The following is a 17,080-nucleotide window of genomic DNA, read 5'->3' as shown; positions in this document are numbered from 1 at the left end:
ATATATTAACAATGGCTAAACTAAAAATAAAAGAATTTAAGAAAAAACTAGGTGGATGATATGGGAGTAAAATTTAAAGACATAGTTTCTCCAGAAGAAATTAGTCTAAAAGATTTGGAAGGAAGAACTGTAGCAATTGATGCATACAACACAATTTACCAGTTCCTGTCAGGTATTCGTCAAAGAGATGGAAGTCCTCTTATGGATCAAAACGGCAATGTAACCTCCCATTTAAGTGGAATTCTTTATAGAACTGCAGCTATAGTTGACAAGGGAATCAAGCCAATTTACGTTTTTGACGGAGAAAGCCATGAACACAAGGCAAAAACACTTGAACAAAGAAGAGCCATAAAAGAAGAGGCAATGGAAAAATGGGAAGAGGCTAAAGCTGCAGGAAACATTGAAGAAGCAAGGAAATTTGCTATCAGAACATCCAGAATGTCCCCTTATATCCTCGAATCCTCAAAGAAATTACTCGAATATATGGGAATACCTTATGTTCAAGCTATTGGTGAAGGTGAAGCACAAGGAGCCTATATGGTGGAGCAAGGAGATGCTTGGGCAGTGGCTTCACAGGATTATGACTGTTTGCTATTCGGTGCCCCACGTATTGTAAGGAACCTTACATTAAGTGGAGGATTGTCAAACCTTGAATACTTGGAACTTGAAAAGGTCTTGAATGATATAGACCTTACAAGAGAACAACTAATCGATGTGGCATTGATGGTAGGAACAGATTTCAATGAAGGAATACATGGAATCGGTGCAAAAACAGGACTTAAGCTAATCAGAAACAACACTTTAGAAGACATTTTAGTTCAAAAGGGAATCACAGAAGTGGAAGTGGAACCTGATGAACTTAGAGACATTTTCCTAAAGCATGAAGTGAATACTGACTATGACATCAAGTTCAAAGCTGCAAAAAAAGACAAGCTTGTTGAATTCATGTGCGAAGAGCATGGATTTTCTGAAAGTAGGGTCTTGAATGTTACAGAAAAACTAAAGAAATTAAGTTCAACTCAAAAAAGCTTGGAAGATTGGTTCTGAACCATTCTTCATTTTACTATTTTTAATAAAATCAGACTTTATAAATTTCAATTAAAAAAAAAAAAAATCTATTTTTAATATCTTGGAAAATCCAATCCATAAATTATTTTTACGTATTTTAAGGCAAGATCTGCCTGTTTTTTATAATCTTTTAAAACTCTTTTTTCAAAATCATTTCTATTTTTGCTTAAAGTAATGAGTCTTAAAAAGGACAGGTATTCCTTAACGGATAAACTGTAATCATAATCATATTTTTCAAAGAGTTCATCATCACTAAGTTTTAGGTCTTCACCTCTAAAGGAAGGAAACTCCAAAGTTTGGCAAATATTTTCCTTGGTGAAATGGTTTCTTCGTATTAAAGGAGAAACTGAACTGCATAAGACATACTGCCCGCAATCAATCAATGGTGGAATCCCTTGATTGTCAAGTCTTTCCAAACTTGTCAATTTCTTAAAATGCTTTATATTGTAAGAATGAAGCTCTGTATAGAAATCCGGCTTGTAATAGTCTATCAAATCCAATATTTTCTTGCCTTGCTCAGATTGGTAAAATTCCCTATGGATTGTAGAGATATATGGGGTTTTGTCAAAATTGTAGATATAGATCTGACCGCTTGAAAAGTCATCATTGGATAAAAGCTTAATCAATGGCAAAACATCCTTGCCTTCATCACCATGAACCCCTCCAATGAACAATTTTGTAGGGCCTTCTCCATTATCAATATAGCGAAAATAAGACATAATAATCAAAAATAATCAATTGCAAAAATTTATGAAAAGAATAAGAATAAATAAAATCTAAAAAATATTTAAAAATAAAATAAGATGATTAAAGAGAATTAGGTTCCTTCTCTCCAATCGGATAAGTAATCTTTTTGACGTTCTGATAAATCGTCAATTTCAATTCCCATAGCTTTAAGCTTTAACCTTGCAACATCATCATCAATGCTGTCAGGAGCTTTTTCAACTCCTAAAGTCAAGTCATTTTCAACGATGTATTTTGCAGATAAAGCCTGAACAGCAAAACTCATATCCATGATTTCTGCTGGGTGTCCTTGTCCTCTTGCTGCAGCAAGGTTTACAAGTCTTCCATCTGCTAAAAGATAGATTTTTCTGCCATCTTTCATGGTAAACATTTCAATGCTTTCCCTTACCTCTTCACAGCTTACAGATTGAGCTTCAAGATCTTGCCTGTTGATTTCCACATTGAAATGTCCAGAGTTGGATAACATACATCCGTCTTTCATGTACTTGAAGTCATCTCCATGGATAATGTCAATGTTACCGGTTACAGTTACAACAAGGTCAGCTATTTTTACAGCTTCTCTTATTTTCATTACTCTGTAACCATCCATTCTTGCTTCAAGTGCTCTGATTGGATCCACTTCAGTTACAATGACATTTGCACCAAGTCCTGCAGCACGGGATGCAACTCCACGACCGCACCAGCCGTAACCGCAGACAACTACATTCTTACCTGCAATCAACATGTTTGTAGTTCCCATAATTGCATCCAAAGAGGATTGTCCAGTACCATAACGGTTGTCAAATAAGTATTTGGTATAAGCATCATTTACTGCAATAACTGGGAACTTAAGAGCCCCATCAGCATGCATAGCTTCCAATCTGTGAACACCAGTGGTTGTTTCTTCACAAGCACCTTTGATGTTTGCCAAGAGTTCAGGACGTTTTTCATGAAGGTACATGATCATATCTGCACCGTCATCAATGATTACATCCGGCTTGTGGGATAATACATTGTCAATAGCTTCGTAATATTCCTCATCGGTTTGCTCTCTCCAACCGTAGATATTCAATCCGAGTGCAGCTGCGCCAGCTGCTGCATCATCATGGGTTGAAAGAGGATTACAACCGGTCATAGCCACTTCAGCTCCACCAGCCTGTAAAGTCAAACCTAAATTGACGGTTTTAGGTTCCAAGTGTAAGCATGATCCAATGGTAATTCCTTCAAAAGGCTTTTCTTCTTCAAATTGTTTTTTAATGTGTTCAAGAACAGGCATGTGCTTTTGAACCCATTTAATCTTTCTAATCCCTTCATCAGCAAGGGACATATCTTTAACATTACTCATAATATCACATGAAAAATTAATTAAATAAAATCAATAATAATCATTTTTTGAAAAATTATAATAAAATAACCATAATAAATAATCATAATTTATTTCAAATCATTATTTTTATCATTTATTATAATTTTTATCATTATAATTTATTAATTTCAATATAAATATTAATTGTGTTTTTTACAATATAAGATTTGCTAACAAACCAAAAATATATAAATCATAAAAAACATAACTTTTAATACTGTCTGATGCCGGGGTGGCTCAGCTGGTTAGAGCGCACGGCTCATAGGGTAACTAAGCGTGCTCTGACTTTTTTCCTGGGATACCGTGAGATCGCGGGTTCGAATCCCGCCCCCGGCATCCAATCCCAGGAATCTTAACATCATAACTTTTTTTAACTATTTTTATCTATTTTTAACTATTTTCATTCAAATTTAACAGCATAGATAATTTTATAAACTATTTTTACCAATCATATCACTTTTCTTTAAACCTATTAAAAAATGATATTAATTAAAAGAACTAATATTAAAATATCTAAAAAATATCAAAAAACATTAATTTCCAAAAAACATAATTTCTAAAAATATTTAATATAATAAATTTTTATAGGTAACACAATGAAATATAGAACTTTAGGAAAAACTGGAGAGAAAGTTTCTATCTTAGGATTCGGAGCAATGAGATTGCCCCATTTTAAAAACAATAATCAAATAAATGTTGAAGAGTCCGATAAAATATTAAGTTATGGAATTGAAAATGGAATAAATCTTGTTGACACAGCTTATTCATATCATGCAAACAACTTATCTGGAAAAGGAAACTGTGAAGAGTATCTTGGAAACTTCTTGGATGAAAATTCATATAGGGATGAGGTACTTTTAAGTACAAAGCTTCCCAGTTGGCTCATTAAGTCAAAAGAGGATATGGAGAACATATTCGAACAGCAATTGAAGGATTTGAAAACCGATTCCATTGATTTATACATGCTGCATAGCCTTAATGAGGATTATTGGAAAATGTTTAGGGAACTTGATGTCTTTGAATTCCTTGATGAGATTTTAAGTTCAGGCAAAGCAAAGCATGTTGGATTTTCAGCCCATACAGAGATGGATTGGATAGTGGATATTGTTGATGACTATGACAAGTTCGAATTTGGCCTTACACAATTGAACTATCTCGATGAAAGGTATCAATCAGGAAAGGAAGGTGTCGAATACTTGGCTTCCCATGGCTTAGGAACCATGATTATGGAACCTCTTAGAGGTGGAAGATTGGTGCAAAATGTTCCTCAAGACATTATGGAATTATGGGATATGGCTGAAGAAAAGAGAACCCCTCTTGAATGGGCTTTCCAATACCTTTGGAATATGGAGGAAGTGAACACAGTCCTTAGTGGAATGAACTCTTTAGATCAAGTGAAAGAGAATATAGAAATAGCTGAAAAGTCTGAAATAAACTCCATCAGTGAAAATGATATGGAAATCATTAAGGAAGTTGCCTGGGAGTATAAGCAAAGGAGAGGAAATGACTGCACAGGTTGCGGCTACTGTATGCCATGCCCTAATGGAGTGGATGTTGCAGGATGCTTTAGGGAATACAATGTGGCTAAAATGCTAAATGATCCTGCAGGAAGTGCAATGCATTATTTCTCACTTGATAACGGTACAAGGGCAGACAGCTGCATTCATTGCGATGACTGCTTAAACCATTGCACACAAATGATCAATATCTCTGAAGATTTAAAGAAAGTGGAAGAGTTCTTTGGTAAGAAATACACTTATTTCTAATAATTTAAAAAAAGAGATTGTAAATATTAAATGATATTCAAAATATCAAAAATTTAAGTAAACTATAAAAAATAACAATTGTTATATATTATAAAACTTAATATTAAACTAGGGATTCAAAAAGATATAAAAATATAAAAGATATTGATAATATATTATTAGATGTGAAAAGGTGGAAATATGCCAGAAAGATATAAAGGATTTGGATACTGGGATATAGCAACTCGTCAAATGAGTATTGTAACTAAAAGCCAACAAACAAGATTTAAAGACGCTAAAATAGGCATAGTCGGCTGTGGAGGCATAGGTGGAGCAACTATCATTATGCTTGCACGTATGGGGCTTGGCGACTTAACAATTATAGACAAGGATGCATACGATCTGTCAAACTTAAACAGACAGGCAATCTCCAGTTTGGAAACAATAGGTGTAGACAAAACCGTTGCAACAAAAGAAAGAGTCAGAATCACAAACCCATATACAAAAGTAAATGCTTTCAATGAAGAATTGAATGCAGACAATATAGAAAAGGTATTCGGCGATAGGGATATAATCATAGATGCATTGGATAACCTATACACAAGAATCATCGTAAGCAGATTTGCTAGAGAAAATGATATTCCATTTGTTCATGGAGCTATTCATGGAACACAAGGGCAAGTGAGCGTATTCACTAAAGACACTCCATCATATGAGGAATTGTTCTCCCTTCCATCCCTTGGAAAGGAATTGGGAGAGGAAACTAAAAAGGAAATATCAAAATTAACAAAAGGAGTGCCTCCAGTAATTGGACCTGTTCCAAATATCGTTGGATGTTTAGAAGCATTTGAAGCTTATAAATTGGTAACTGGAATTGGAGAAGTTAACTACGCTCCAAAAATACTTAATTTTGATTTACTCAACTTAGAATCTTTTAAAGTTTTGGAATTATAACAATTCTAAAACTACAACTTTTTTTACTGATTTTAGATAAAATTCCCCATAGATTTTTTTTAATAATTTTTGCTATTTTTAAAACTATTCTTTTCAAAATTTTATAAAAAAATATATTAAAATGTATTTTTGTTCAATTTTTTATAATAAAAATAAACTATTTTTAAAATTTTAATAAAAAATTAAATATTCAAATGAAAAATATTAAAAAAAATAAACTATTGCACAAGGTTTAAAAACTATAAAATAGATAAAATAATATATTAAAATATATAAATTTATTATTAGGTGGAAATCTATTTCCGAACTAATGATTGAGAAATAATTATTGAATTAAAAAATAATTATTATTATATTATTCCAAATCTAATGGAGAATGATTTAATGGAAGAAAGAATCAAAAATGTAATCGAAAGAATGAAAGCAGACAATATAAAGTTTATTAGACTCCAATTTGTTGATTTGCATGGAATTCCAAAAAACGTGTCTATTCCTTGCAAATTGGAAAATATGGAAGATTTACTTACTGATGGAATCCTCTTTGATGGATCATCAATACCAGGTTTCGTAGGAATTGAAGGAAGTGACCTTGTATTGAAACCAGATATAAGCACCTATTCCGCTTTATCCTGGAGACCTGAAGAATCTGCATCATGCAGATTTATTTGTGACATTTACAAACCTAATGGAGAACCATTTGAAGGGGATCCAAGAGGTATCCTTAAAAAGGCATTGGCTAAAATCAAGGAAGAAGGTTACACCTACAACATAGGTCCAGAACCTGAATTCTTTATTGTAGACACTGATGATGACGGATACCCAATTCCTCACGACGATGCAGGATACTTTGATGTGGAACCTGTCGATAAGGGAACTGACTTCAGAAGAGAAATTACCACAAACTTACAGGAATTAGGCTTTGAAGTTGAAGCAAGCCACCACGAAGTAGGTCCTGGTCAAAATGAAATTGCATTCAAATTCGATGATGCTTTAAAAACTGCAGATGCAGTTATCACATTCAAACAAGCAATTAAAGCTATTGTAGCGAATATGGCTGATTTCGATGGATTTGACTACAGAGTTACTTTCATGCCAAAACCATTCTTTGGAGAAAGTGGTAGTGGAATGCATTGTCACCAAAGCTTATTCAAGGATGGGAAAAACATCTTTTATGATGAAAACAGTGAAACCGGTTTATCTCAAGAAGCTATGTGGTTTATTGGAGGATTATTAAAACACTCTGCAGCAATCACAGCTGTAACCAACCCTATTGTAAACTCATACAAAAGATTGGTCCCAGGTTACGAAGCTCCTGTATACATTTCCTATGGTATTCAAAACAGATCCACTTTAATCAGAGTTCCAGCTGCACGTGGAAAAGCTACCCGTATTGAATACAGAAGCCCAGACCCAACCTGTAACCCTTACCTTGCATTTGCAGTGATGTTGGAAGCAGGTATGGATGGTATCAAAAACAAAATCGACCCTGGAGAAGCAATTGAATTCAACATTTATGAATTGAGCGATGAAGAAAGGGAAGAAATGGGTATTGAATTATTGCCTTCCAGTTTATGGGAAGCTTACCATACCTTTGAAGAAAGCGAAATCATGAAAGAAGCACTTGGAGAACATATATTCGATGCATTCTTAGCAGCTAAATACGAAGAATGGGACGAATACAGAGTCCAAGTGTTCAATTACGAACATAAGAAATACTTAAACTTATAATTCAATTATCTAAATGAATTAAGATTTAAGAACCTATAGCTATTTAAAAATTAAATAGCTATTTTTATTTTATTTTTAAAAACTTGTTTTAATCAATCACAATACTTATTTTAAAAAATTCCATTTAGAAAAGTAGGAGATTACATGTCAGAATCTGAACATAGAATGATAGAAATTCTAAGAATCCTTAATGTGCAGGAAAAGCCAATCGGTTCAAAGGTAATAGCTGACGAACTTAAAAACAAAGGGTATAACCTTGGTGAAAGAGCAGTGCGTTATCATATGCAAATTCTTGATGAAAAGGGATACACAGAAAGAAAAGGATATTCTGGTAGAGTAATCACAGATCTTGGAAGAGCAAAGCTTGAAAAGGGATTGATTTATGACCAAGTGGACTTCACATTTTCAAAATTTGAAGAGAGAATATACTTAACTGATTTTGATTACAATAAAAGGTCTGGAAATGTAATTGTAAATACCTCAAATATCCTAGAAAACAAGGCATTTGACATCATTAAGGAAGTCTTTGCTGCAGGAGTTTGCGTAAGCCCATTAATTAATGCTAAAAAAACTGAAATCAATGGGAAAAAGGGATATGTGATGAAAACCATCTGTGGTACAACAATTGATGGAGTATTTTTAAAAAATGGAATTCCATCTATCCCTCAATATGGAGGGCTCGTTGAAATTGAAGATTACTATCCTACCAAGTTCTCAGAATTGATTTCATACAAGAAAACATCTATTACTCCATTAGATGCATTTATAGCAAAAGACATGACTTCAGTTTTGGAAGTTGCGGAACATGGAACCGGAACAATTCCTGCAAACTTTAGGATAATTCCTGAAACCAGTTTAGAAAAGGCAAAGGAAATTATCCAAAACCTTGAAAAAGTGGGAATTGGAGGAGTTTTGGAAATTGGAGAGACAAGTGAAAACGTTTTAGGAATTCCAGTCCCAGAAGGAATGGTTGGGATATCAATCATTGGAGGAATCACACCATTCTGCGCAGCTCAGGAAATGGATTATAAAGTGGATATCAAGACTGGAGAGGAATTCATAGATTACAATAAGCTGAAAGAGCTTGAATCCTCTAAGCACAAAATCAAGAAAGCAAAGAAAATAGAGTATAAGAAAACACCATTCATACTTACAAAATCATTGAACCGGATGAATCAGGTTGATTATGATATTGAAACAAATGAAGGCAATATAGTTGCAAACATATCATACTTGAATAAGTTGGACCTTGATGATGCATTGGCAATCATGAAAAGAACATATAAGAGTCTTCCAAAATACATGAACCCCCTTTTCAATATTGTAGATCATCCAAGCGATGACAGCAAAGTGGGAATAGCTACCGTTTGCAGCTTGTCAATTGACGGCATTCTAATCAACAATGGAATCATGAGCACTCCAAGGTATGGTGGATTATTGGAGCTTGGAAAACCTCCAATGTTTGTAGAGATGATTTCATATGACGGTTCCTCAATAGACCCTCATAAAATATTCATCTTTAAAAATTTAACCCAAATAAGCAAAAGGAAAAATCCTAAGAAGATACTTGCTTCAATTAAAGAGGTTCCTTACATAGCAAGACCTGAATGTGAAGATATCTTGGATAAGATCAATGGAAATGGATTCCCAATCTTTAAAGTAGGTAAGCCAAGAGAATTGGTATACAATGCAAAAGTGGACAACTACAACTTTGGAATTGTCACAGGAAGTGGATTGAATTCAATAGCTGCAATTAAGGAAAAGGGAATAGCGATTGAAGTAAAAGCAGTTGAAACCATATTGCCAATAGAGGATATGAGTTTAATCTATGAACAATAATTAAAAAAGTACCATAGAGAAATTGAATAGAAATAGTAAAAATTATTAAAAAAATAAAAAAAGAAATAAGAAGATTTAGATTACTTCAATATAAACAGATTCTTTAGATTCATCTTTAGGATAGTGATGTAATTCTATAATATCTTCCTTATATTCTTCAAAGTCAACTTCAATAGTATCAGAAATAATTTCACCATCTAAAGCAATCATCACTCTACAACTTGGTTTTCCTCTAAAGTCAGAAAGATCTACACCTAAGACATCTCCTTTAGCAGAAACACGGTTGTATGCAATATCAACTTTATCAAATTCTTCAAAATTATTCTTAATGTAATCGAGCACTTCATCAGAAGTCATTGTTAATTCTTTATCTACCATATTTTAGACCTCCTTAGAGATTAATTAAATTTTAGAAAATCAATTACTTATTTTATGATAAAATTTTACAATTTAAATTTTTGATAAAAATTCTTGATAAAAATTTATGATAAAAATTTATGATTAATAATATATTGTTTCTAATATATAAAATTATTTGTATTTATTGAAACTAATTGATGATTTATAAAAAAAATAATGAAGAAATGAAAAGATGAAGCTATAAACTAGCTTCAACAATGATAAGCTTATCTTCATCTCCACCAGGCATATGACGGAACTCAATGATCTCGTCCTTTACAGCATGCAAATCAATATCTACAGCTTGATTTAACAATTCACCATTTAGTTGAAGGGAAAGAATCAAACCTTCACCGGTTTCCTCATCTTCTGGAGTAAGTCCAAGTACAGTACCTGGAGCAAAAACTCTATTGTATGACAATTCGAAAATATCATCAACTTTTACATTATTTCTTACATATTCTATAATATCATCTGGGTCCATCACTATCTCTTTGACCATATTTACACCTTTGATACATAATATCATTTAAATTAAAAATATGATTAATAATCTTATACTTAATATCAATAAATGATAATTTAATCAATTGAAAAATTAATTTAATAAAACGAAAATCATCATCAATTCATAATTGATTAAATTATGATTCATTAAGCATTCCTTTTTAAAAAAAAATGCGAAATTTGGAAATTAAATTAAAAAAATAAAAAAAAGAAGAAAAATATAAGAAAAAGAGAAAGAGCTTATTGAGCTCTGTATTCTCTAATTGCGTTATATTCGTCGTCTTCTTCAATCCAAGTAGATAATCTGTCTCTGTTTTTCTCAGCATCGATAATTAAGGTACCTTTACCGTTTAAAGCAATGTCCCCTTTGTATTCGATGTATCTACCAGGGTAAACAATACCATCTAATTCAGGATCGGTTACGATTCCTTGTTCTACGATACCTTCGAGTAATCTTCCGACTTTTCCGTGAATTACGATGTTACCGTTTTTCATTTGTCCACCAGGCCAACGGTTTACGTTACCATCGATTTCAATGGTACCTTTGGTCATGTGAATACCTGCGAGAATATCACAGTCACCTAAAACGTGGATTTTACCACCGACTAAACATTCACCACATTGTTTACCAGCATTTCCGTGGATAATGATTTCTCCACCGGACATACCTCTCCATTCACCAATGTATGAAGCACCACAGAATTCTTTGGTGTTACCGAAAATTTCGAGTTTACCACCAGTCATTTCACGACCAGCATGAGCTGCTACGTTACCGTAAACGGTTACTACTCCACCAGCCATTTCTGCACCAACGTGAAGGTCTGCATCACCGTTAACAACTACTTCACCAGCACTCATTTTACAACCGATGTATTTTACTCTGTTACAATCTCCGTTTAAAATCATTTTGACTTCAGCTGGAGATTCTGCTTCTCCTTCAACAGTGATGTCAAAGTAATCAGTGATTGGGAATCTGGAGTTTCCTACAGGTACTTTGTACTCTGCAAAGTCTTCTTCAGTCCAAGAGTAAATGTTATCAGTGATTAACTCATCAAATTCTAAAGCAATTGAAGAAGTTTTCTTTTGATCAAAAGTTATAGTTTTCATTAATAAACACTCTCCTTATTTAGCTTCTACGTCCACTCTAGTTGGGTTTGGTACATAGTGGTCGTGTACTTGATAGTTTTCCCATTTGACAGAATAGTATTGGGTAAAGAATGGCATTATACTGTCGATAATTTGTTTTTCTTCTTCTTCGTAACCTATTACGTTGGTCCAAATGGTGTGGCTTTGTTTAGTGGAAACAATGTCACCATCTTTAACAACGATTTGACCATCTTTGATAGTGTAGTAAGCGTTACTGAATGCTTTTTCGACACCTTCAGGATCTTTGGATGGGTCAAAGTCATTAGGGTTAATGTCATATACAGCGATATCTGCGTTGTAGCCAGGGGTAAGTGCACCTCTGTCTTGGAATCCGTGGATTCTTGCAGGAGCTGCTCTGGAAATAGTAGCTACTTCGTAGAAGTCGTATTCTCTGTCAAGACCAGCTAAGCCAGTTCTTTTGGAAGCCCATTTGTGTACTTCACCATTGTCAATCATAGACATCCTTTTCTCAGCACTCATTAACCAGGAGATGATTTTTGGATATCTGATGAAAGGACCTGCGTTAGGGTGGTCAGTGGTTAAACATACTTGCCATGGGTTTTTAATGTGCAAGAACAATTCAAGACCAATAGCCCATTGTAAGGTACTTACTGGAGTTTTTGGAGAGTAAATACATGGAATGATACCAGCAGCGGTTTCACATTCAATGTCTTTGTTAGCCCATTTTAATCCAGAAATTTTGAACAAGTCGTATTCCATAGGAGCGTCTGCAGTCATGGTTGTGGTTTCGTCGAAAGTTACTTGACCTACGTCACAAGTTACGTAAGGGTTTTTGTTAATGAAGTCAGCAACTTCTTCAGCACCGGATGCTGCATCTTTCCAACTGTTACCAGTGTATGAGTGGAACTGTGCGTGAGTACAGTGAATGGTTTGATCTCTTACACCAGCAGATGCTTTAGTAGATTTTGCAATGTCTTTGATAGAGTCTAAAGTTGCAATAGTAGTTGGTACGTTTCCTGGGTGACCTAAATCATTAGGGTGGATGTGTATAGAGTGAGGAAGACCTAATTGTTCGTTAGCTTTTGCTAAAGCTCTTACAACTTCTCTGGAGGTTACGTCAAAGTAAGGTGCTTTGTCATCGTATCCGTGTACGTTCATACCCCATCCCCATGCTTCTGAACCACAGGGGTTTACGATTTTTACACCGTATCCTTTAGATACTCTTAACATTGCTGCAATAAATGCGGCTAAGTCATCGATTCTGTTTTCTCTTGCATATTCCATTACGAACCAGTTGTTACCGAATAATGGTAATGGGTTAATGTCGATGTTAGGAATAGTGTTGATTTCTTCGTGTGTGTGTTTTGCTTCTAAAGGAGGCATAGCTGCTTCACAAACAGTACCGTATCCCATTCTTGAGTATCTGTATCCAGTGGTAGGACAACTTGGGATAGAGAAACCAGCTTCAGCTCTGGTTACTTTGGTTTTTTGAGCTACTCCTCTTCTTTCGTCTTCTGGTCTGTATAATCTACCTACAACCAATTTTGGTCCTGCAACGTGAGCGTGAGGGTCTACACCAGCAGGCATAACAATTTTATCAGTGACGTCTAATACTTCAGCGTCAGCGGATACATCTTCAACGATTTTACCATCTTTGAAGCAGATATCCATTTTTTCTCCGTTTACTTCATTAGCAGGGTCGTAAACAATACCATTTTTAAGTATATATTCCATTAAAATCACCTTACTTATCTAAGAGACATGCGAGACCTTCATTAGGAACGTATTCATCTGCTACGTTAGGTTCTTCTCTGAGTTTCATTACTCTTTCTTTCAATTCACGTACAATCCATTCGTCATCACGACAGGTTTCAGGTTTGTCGATAGCCTTTTTCATCCAGATAGGTACACCATCCATACGGTAACTGGTACCTCCACATTCTACGGAAATGAAGGATCCAGGAAGTACTACGTCTGCGAGTTCAGTAGATGGTCCCCAGTGAATATCGATTTGGATAACTGGAATGTCAGCTAAGTGTTGGTTTGCTCCGTTAGGGAAGTGAGCACCAGGGTCTGCTGCAATTACCATGAAACAGTCAGGTTCTTTTCTGACTAATAAGTCGATAGTGTTGGTTTCACCCATCATATATCTTCCGTATCCTCTACAGAAGTCTACACCGAATGCCCAACCAGTTTCGTAAGCCATGAAAATGTTGAAACCGTTTACGTTAAAGTGACCTCTCATTGGAGTAAGTCCCCATTTACTGTTGGTGTTTAAGTCTTGTACTAATTTAATCGCAATGTCAATGTTTCTTTGTTTTCCTAAGGTGTGGGTTAAACCTAAACCGAAGAAGAGAACACCGAATTCTGCAGCTTCCATTTCAGCAGCTAATTCGTAAATGTCTTCAGCTGGAATACCGGAAACAGATTCAGATTGTAATTTTTTACCTTTTAATACAGCTCTTAAAGCGTTGTAGAAACCGTAGTCCCCGTTTTGTTCAAATCCAATCCATTTGTCAGACATTTTTGCAGTGTCTGAGAATTTTGGATCCATAGTGATAACGGTTCTGTCGAATCTACCTCTTTGTCTGAAGTATCCTCTAGGGAATGCTGCATATCTTGCTAAGTGTCTTGGGTGAGAGTTCATAGCGTTACTACCAGAGTATGCAATAACGTCAGCTCTGTTTTTAACTTCCCCTAAGGTTTGGATAGGGTAACCTGCGTTTTGCATAGCTTGTAAACTTGGACCGTGACAGATAGTTGCTTGGTTATCTAAAACAGCACCAATATATTCACCTAATTCTACACCTTCTTTCATACATTCAGTAGAAGTTTCAGACCAACCGTAGAATACTGGTCTAATAGAGTTTGCAATATATTCAGCTGCAGTGTCTAAAGCAGTATCCCAGTCTACTTCTTCAAGAACTCCTTCTTCGTTTCTTACCATTGGTACAAGTAATCTTTGGTCCATATCTTCCATAACTTTACTTGCACCTAATCTGCATGCGTGTCTTACAGCAACTACGTGACCGTCTTTTACTAAGAAGTCTAAGTCGTCACAGTTACATCCACAAAATGCACAAGTACAATTTTCTACAATGTGATCGTAATCAGTTACAGGTGGTTCATATGTCATGATCAATCAACTCCTCCCATTTACGTCCGTTATAAACTGGTCTTTCACCTAATGATTCCATGTTTTCTACAACATCATCATCTTCTTCATCAACATATTTTTTGTATACCCATCTCATTAAGTCTGCCATTAATAAAACTTTTCTGTCAGTTTTTTCAACGGTAGCGTGGATACCTTTGTAGGTAGGGTCTGAACAACAGTAGGTTTCGTGGCTTACAATAGTGTTAGCCCATGGACCTTTACATACAAAAATGGTACCTTCGTGAGGAGCATCTCTGGATTTTGCTGCGTTTAAAACAACTTCACCGTAGTCGGTTTTTACAAGTACAGTGTCCCAGTTTTTTACACCTAATTTTACCATGTCACGAGGATCCATGTAACAGGTACCGGAAGCGTTTTTATATTCTTCTTTTAAGGTAGAACCTCTTTTCTTACAAGCTCCTTGATATATGTCAGAACCAGTGTTTAACATACATTTGAGTACTTTGTGAGTACCTTCTTGAGCTACATTTTCCAATTCACCAACTACTGGTCTTTCTAAATAAGTATTTGCGTAATGCATGTTATCACTCCTATTCTAACCATATAGCTTCAGTAGGACAGAACATTTGGCAAGTACCACATTTATCACATTTGTCCACACTGAATAATTTAATAAATCCGTTTTCAACCATCATAATAGTTTCGGTTGTTTTGGAACCATGTCCACCAGCGTTTTCTGGACTGATAGAAGCGTTTACTGGACATGCGATAACACATACTCCACAACCTAAACATTTATCTTGATCTACTTTAAGTTCCATAAATAATCACCAATCAAATTAATTTTTTAAAGCTTCGAATGCTGCAATCCAAGATTTAGAACTAGTTGGGGTGTAATCGATGTCAGTTCTAGTTACGGTTAATGCTCCGTTAGGACATGCTTTAGCACATGCACCACAGTGGATACAGTAATCTTCTTCTTTAACTAAGTGAGTTCCTCTGTCTCCAGGACCAGATGATTTAGGGAAGGATAAAACATTACATGGACATACGTCAATACATGCACCACAGGTACCACATTTTTCTTCATCGATTTCGAGAGTACCTTTAAATGCTTGTTTTACAGTAGCTGCGTCTGCAGGACAGACTCCTTCACACCATCCACATTTAATACAGGTTTGTTTATCAATAATTGCATTTCCGGTAATAGCTGCTTTAGCAGGGTCAAGGTCATATTCACCGTAGGAACAGGATCTACATACTGCTTTAATAGCGTTAACAGGACATGCTTTTTTACATACGAGACAGTATACACATTTTTCTTTGTCAATAACAATGTTTTCTTCACCGGTGGTTTTGTCTACTACAATAGCTTCTGCAGGACATAATTCAGCGCAAGCACCACAGTAAATACAGTCATCTTCACATACTTCGATTTCACCAGTTACTAAGTCAGCTCTGTTAGGTAAAGTTCTGTCAATAGTGATGGAAGCTCTAGGACAAGCTGCTTCACATTTTTTACAGAATAAACATTTGTCTTCATCGATTTCAGCTGAAGCGATGAGAGTTGGATAAGCTTCATTTTCTTTAATAGAGACGCCGCCAATAGTAAGGTCTAATGCGCCTGCTGGACATACTCCACTACACATACCACAGAGAACACATTTGTTTTCATCAATGCATAATTTTGCTTTGACTTCATTGTCGTTTTTGAAAAGAGCATAGTTTTGAGCAATCTTTTCATGACCACTGAAATAGGTTTCGGTGTATTTACGTTCAATAGGAGCTACTTCGTCAAGACAAATAGCTTCTACAGGACAAGTTGCTTCACAAAGGCCGCAACCAATACAAACGTGATCTTTAAAGGACAAAATTCTGTCTTCTTCTGCTGATCTTTTTATATTGAAGTCTTTGCCTTCAATTTCTTTAACGTTAACCATTTTTTACCTCCAAAATTTTAATAGAATTTGTTGGACAGTCCTCAACACACATAAGACAGCCACAACAATAACGGGGGTTTATCTTTGCTTTAAGTGAATCTAAACTAATAGATTTCACTACACACAAATCTACACACAATCCACAACCAATACATCCGTCATCTATCTGACAATCATAATGATTCATATTAAAAATCTCTATAATTTGACGAATTTCATTATAATCATCAAATAAGACTTTTGCAATTAATATAAAATCCTTAGGATTTAGTTCTAAAATAGTTTTTGAAAGTTCAATTGAATCTTTAGAAATGTTTCTGCCATTCAAGTAGTGAGAAATAGTTGATCTGTCTACACCAATTTGAGATGAAATCTCTTTTTGGGACAAACCTTTTTTTCTAAGTTCAATGCTTTCCAAATATTTTAGTCCAGATATTATATGTTTTGGCATAAATTCACCATGTGTACAATATAATATATATTATATATACTTATAAAAGGTACATACTTAGACTAAAGTCAAAAGATTTATATATTACTGTGTATTAATTACACATTTATTAAATTATTAATTATTGATTATATT

At 34.8% G+C, this 17,080-nt stretch carries 16 protein-coding genes and 1 tRNA gene; 6 read left to right on the top strand and 11 right to left on the bottom strand.

What is annotated here, in order from left to right; translation table 11 throughout:
- Positions 1–60: 60 nt before the first annotated feature.
- Entirely contained in the window at positions 61–1,047 is a 987-nt protein-coding gene (gene fen / locus IJI80_RS01705; RefSeq protein WP_292787011.1) for a flap endonuclease-1, read from the top strand.
- Between the two features lie 74 nt (positions 1,048–1,121).
- On the opposite strand, the gene IJI80_RS01700 is transcribed toward fen, so the two are convergent.
- Positions 1,122–1,787, bottom strand: a complete 666-nt coding sequence (locus IJI80_RS01700) for a DUF2119 domain-containing protein (RefSeq protein ID WP_292787009.1) — start codon at positions 1,785–1,787, stop codon at positions 1,122–1,124.
- Between the two features lie 98 nt (positions 1,788–1,885).
- On the bottom strand, positions 1,886–3,136 hold the full coding sequence (gene ahcY, locus IJI80_RS01695) for an adenosylhomocysteinase (RefSeq protein WP_292787006.1): 1,251 nt from the start codon (positions 3,134–3,136) through the stop codon (positions 1,886–1,888).
- Positions 3,137–3,383: 247 nt separating this feature from the next.
- Here ahcY and IJI80_RS01690 point away from each other — a divergent pair.
- The 5 genes from IJI80_RS01690 (at position 3,384) to IJI80_RS01670 (ending at position 9,423) form a co-directional block, all read left to right on the top strand.
- A tRNA-Met gene (locus IJI80_RS01690) sits at positions 3,384–3,493 on the top strand.
- A gap of 260 nt (positions 3,494–3,753) precedes the next feature.
- Positions 3,754–4,923: an aldo/keto reductase gene (locus IJI80_RS01685; protein ID WP_292787004.1), complete on the top strand. Its 1,170-nt coding sequence runs from the start codon at positions 3,754–3,756 to the stop codon at positions 4,921–4,923.
- A gap of 180 nt (positions 4,924–5,103) precedes the next feature.
- Entirely contained in the window at positions 5,104–5,856 is a 753-nt protein-coding gene (locus tag IJI80_RS01680) for a HesA/MoeB/ThiF family protein (RefSeq protein ID WP_292786998.1), read from the top strand.
- 384 nt (positions 5,857–6,240) lie between these two features.
- Positions 6,241–7,584: a type I glutamate--ammonia ligase gene (gene glnA / locus IJI80_RS01675; protein WP_292786995.1), complete on the top strand. Its 1,344-nt coding sequence runs from the start codon at positions 6,241–6,243 to the stop codon at positions 7,582–7,584.
- A gap of 144 nt (positions 7,585–7,728) precedes the next feature.
- Positions 7,729–9,423 carry a DUF128 domain-containing protein gene (locus IJI80_RS01670; RefSeq protein ID WP_292786993.1) on the top strand — a complete coding sequence of 565 codons (1,695 nt, stop codon included), beginning with the start codon at positions 7,729–7,731 and terminating at the stop codon, positions 9,421–9,423.
- Between the two features lie 75 nt (positions 9,424–9,498).
- On the opposite strand, the gene IJI80_RS01665 is transcribed toward IJI80_RS01670, so the two are convergent.
- The 9 genes from IJI80_RS01665 to IJI80_RS01625 form a co-directional block, all read right to left on the bottom strand.
- A complete protein-coding gene (locus IJI80_RS01665; RefSeq protein ID WP_292786991.1) occupies positions 9,499–9,801 on the bottom strand; it encodes a DUF2097 domain-containing protein in 303 nt (100 codons plus the stop codon).
- Between the two features lie 220 nt (positions 9,802–10,021).
- A complete protein-coding gene (locus tag IJI80_RS01660) occupies positions 10,022–10,324 on the bottom strand; it encodes a DUF2097 domain-containing protein (protein ID WP_292786989.1) in 303 nt (100 codons plus the stop codon).
- A gap of 245 nt (positions 10,325–10,569) precedes the next feature.
- A complete protein-coding gene (locus IJI80_RS01655) occupies positions 10,570–11,436 on the bottom strand; it encodes a formylmethanofuran dehydrogenase subunit C (RefSeq protein WP_292786987.1) in 867 nt (288 codons plus the stop codon).
- Positions 11,437–11,451: 15 nt separating this feature from the next.
- Complete coding sequence (locus IJI80_RS01650) at positions 11,452–13,170, bottom strand: formylmethanofuran dehydrogenase subunit A (protein WP_292786985.1); 1,719 nt, start codon at positions 13,168–13,170, stop codon at positions 11,452–11,454.
- Between the two features lie 10 nt (positions 13,171–13,180).
- Entirely contained in the window at positions 13,181–14,572 is a 1,392-nt protein-coding gene (locus IJI80_RS01645; RefSeq protein ID WP_292786982.1) for a formylmethanofuran dehydrogenase subunit B, read from the bottom strand.
- Complete coding sequence (locus IJI80_RS01640; RefSeq protein WP_292786980.1) at positions 14,562–15,134, bottom strand: molybdopterin dinucleotide binding domain-containing protein; 573 nt, start codon at positions 15,132–15,134, stop codon at positions 14,562–14,564. The genes IJI80_RS01645 and IJI80_RS01640 overlap by 11 nt, the downstream gene beginning before the upstream one ends.
- Positions 15,135–15,144: 10 nt before the next feature.
- Entirely contained in the window at positions 15,145–15,375 is a 231-nt protein-coding gene (locus IJI80_RS01635) for a 4Fe-4S binding protein (protein ID WP_012955149.1), read from the bottom strand.
- A gap of 18 nt (positions 15,376–15,393) precedes the next feature.
- On the bottom strand, positions 15,394–16,494 hold the full coding sequence (gene fwdF, locus IJI80_RS01630) for a tungsten-dependent formylmethanofuran dehydrogenase subunit FwdF (RefSeq protein ID WP_292786977.1): 1,101 nt from the start codon (positions 16,492–16,494) through the stop codon (positions 15,394–15,396).
- The gene (locus IJI80_RS01625; RefSeq protein WP_292786974.1) at positions 16,487–16,945 is read right to left on the bottom strand and encodes a helix-turn-helix domain-containing protein; all 459 of its coding nucleotides are present in this window, start codon (positions 16,943–16,945) and stop codon (positions 16,487–16,489) included. The genes fwdF and IJI80_RS01625 overlap by 8 nt, the downstream gene beginning before the upstream one ends.
- Positions 16,946–17,080: the final 135 nt, after the last annotated feature.

The sequence above is a fragment of the Methanobrevibacter sp. genome (genome assembly GCF_017432245.1).
GTDB lineage: Archaea > Methanobacteriota > Methanobacteria > Methanobacteriales > Methanobacteriaceae > Methanobrevibacter.
This window is presented reverse-complemented; position numbering and strand designations above follow the sequence as displayed.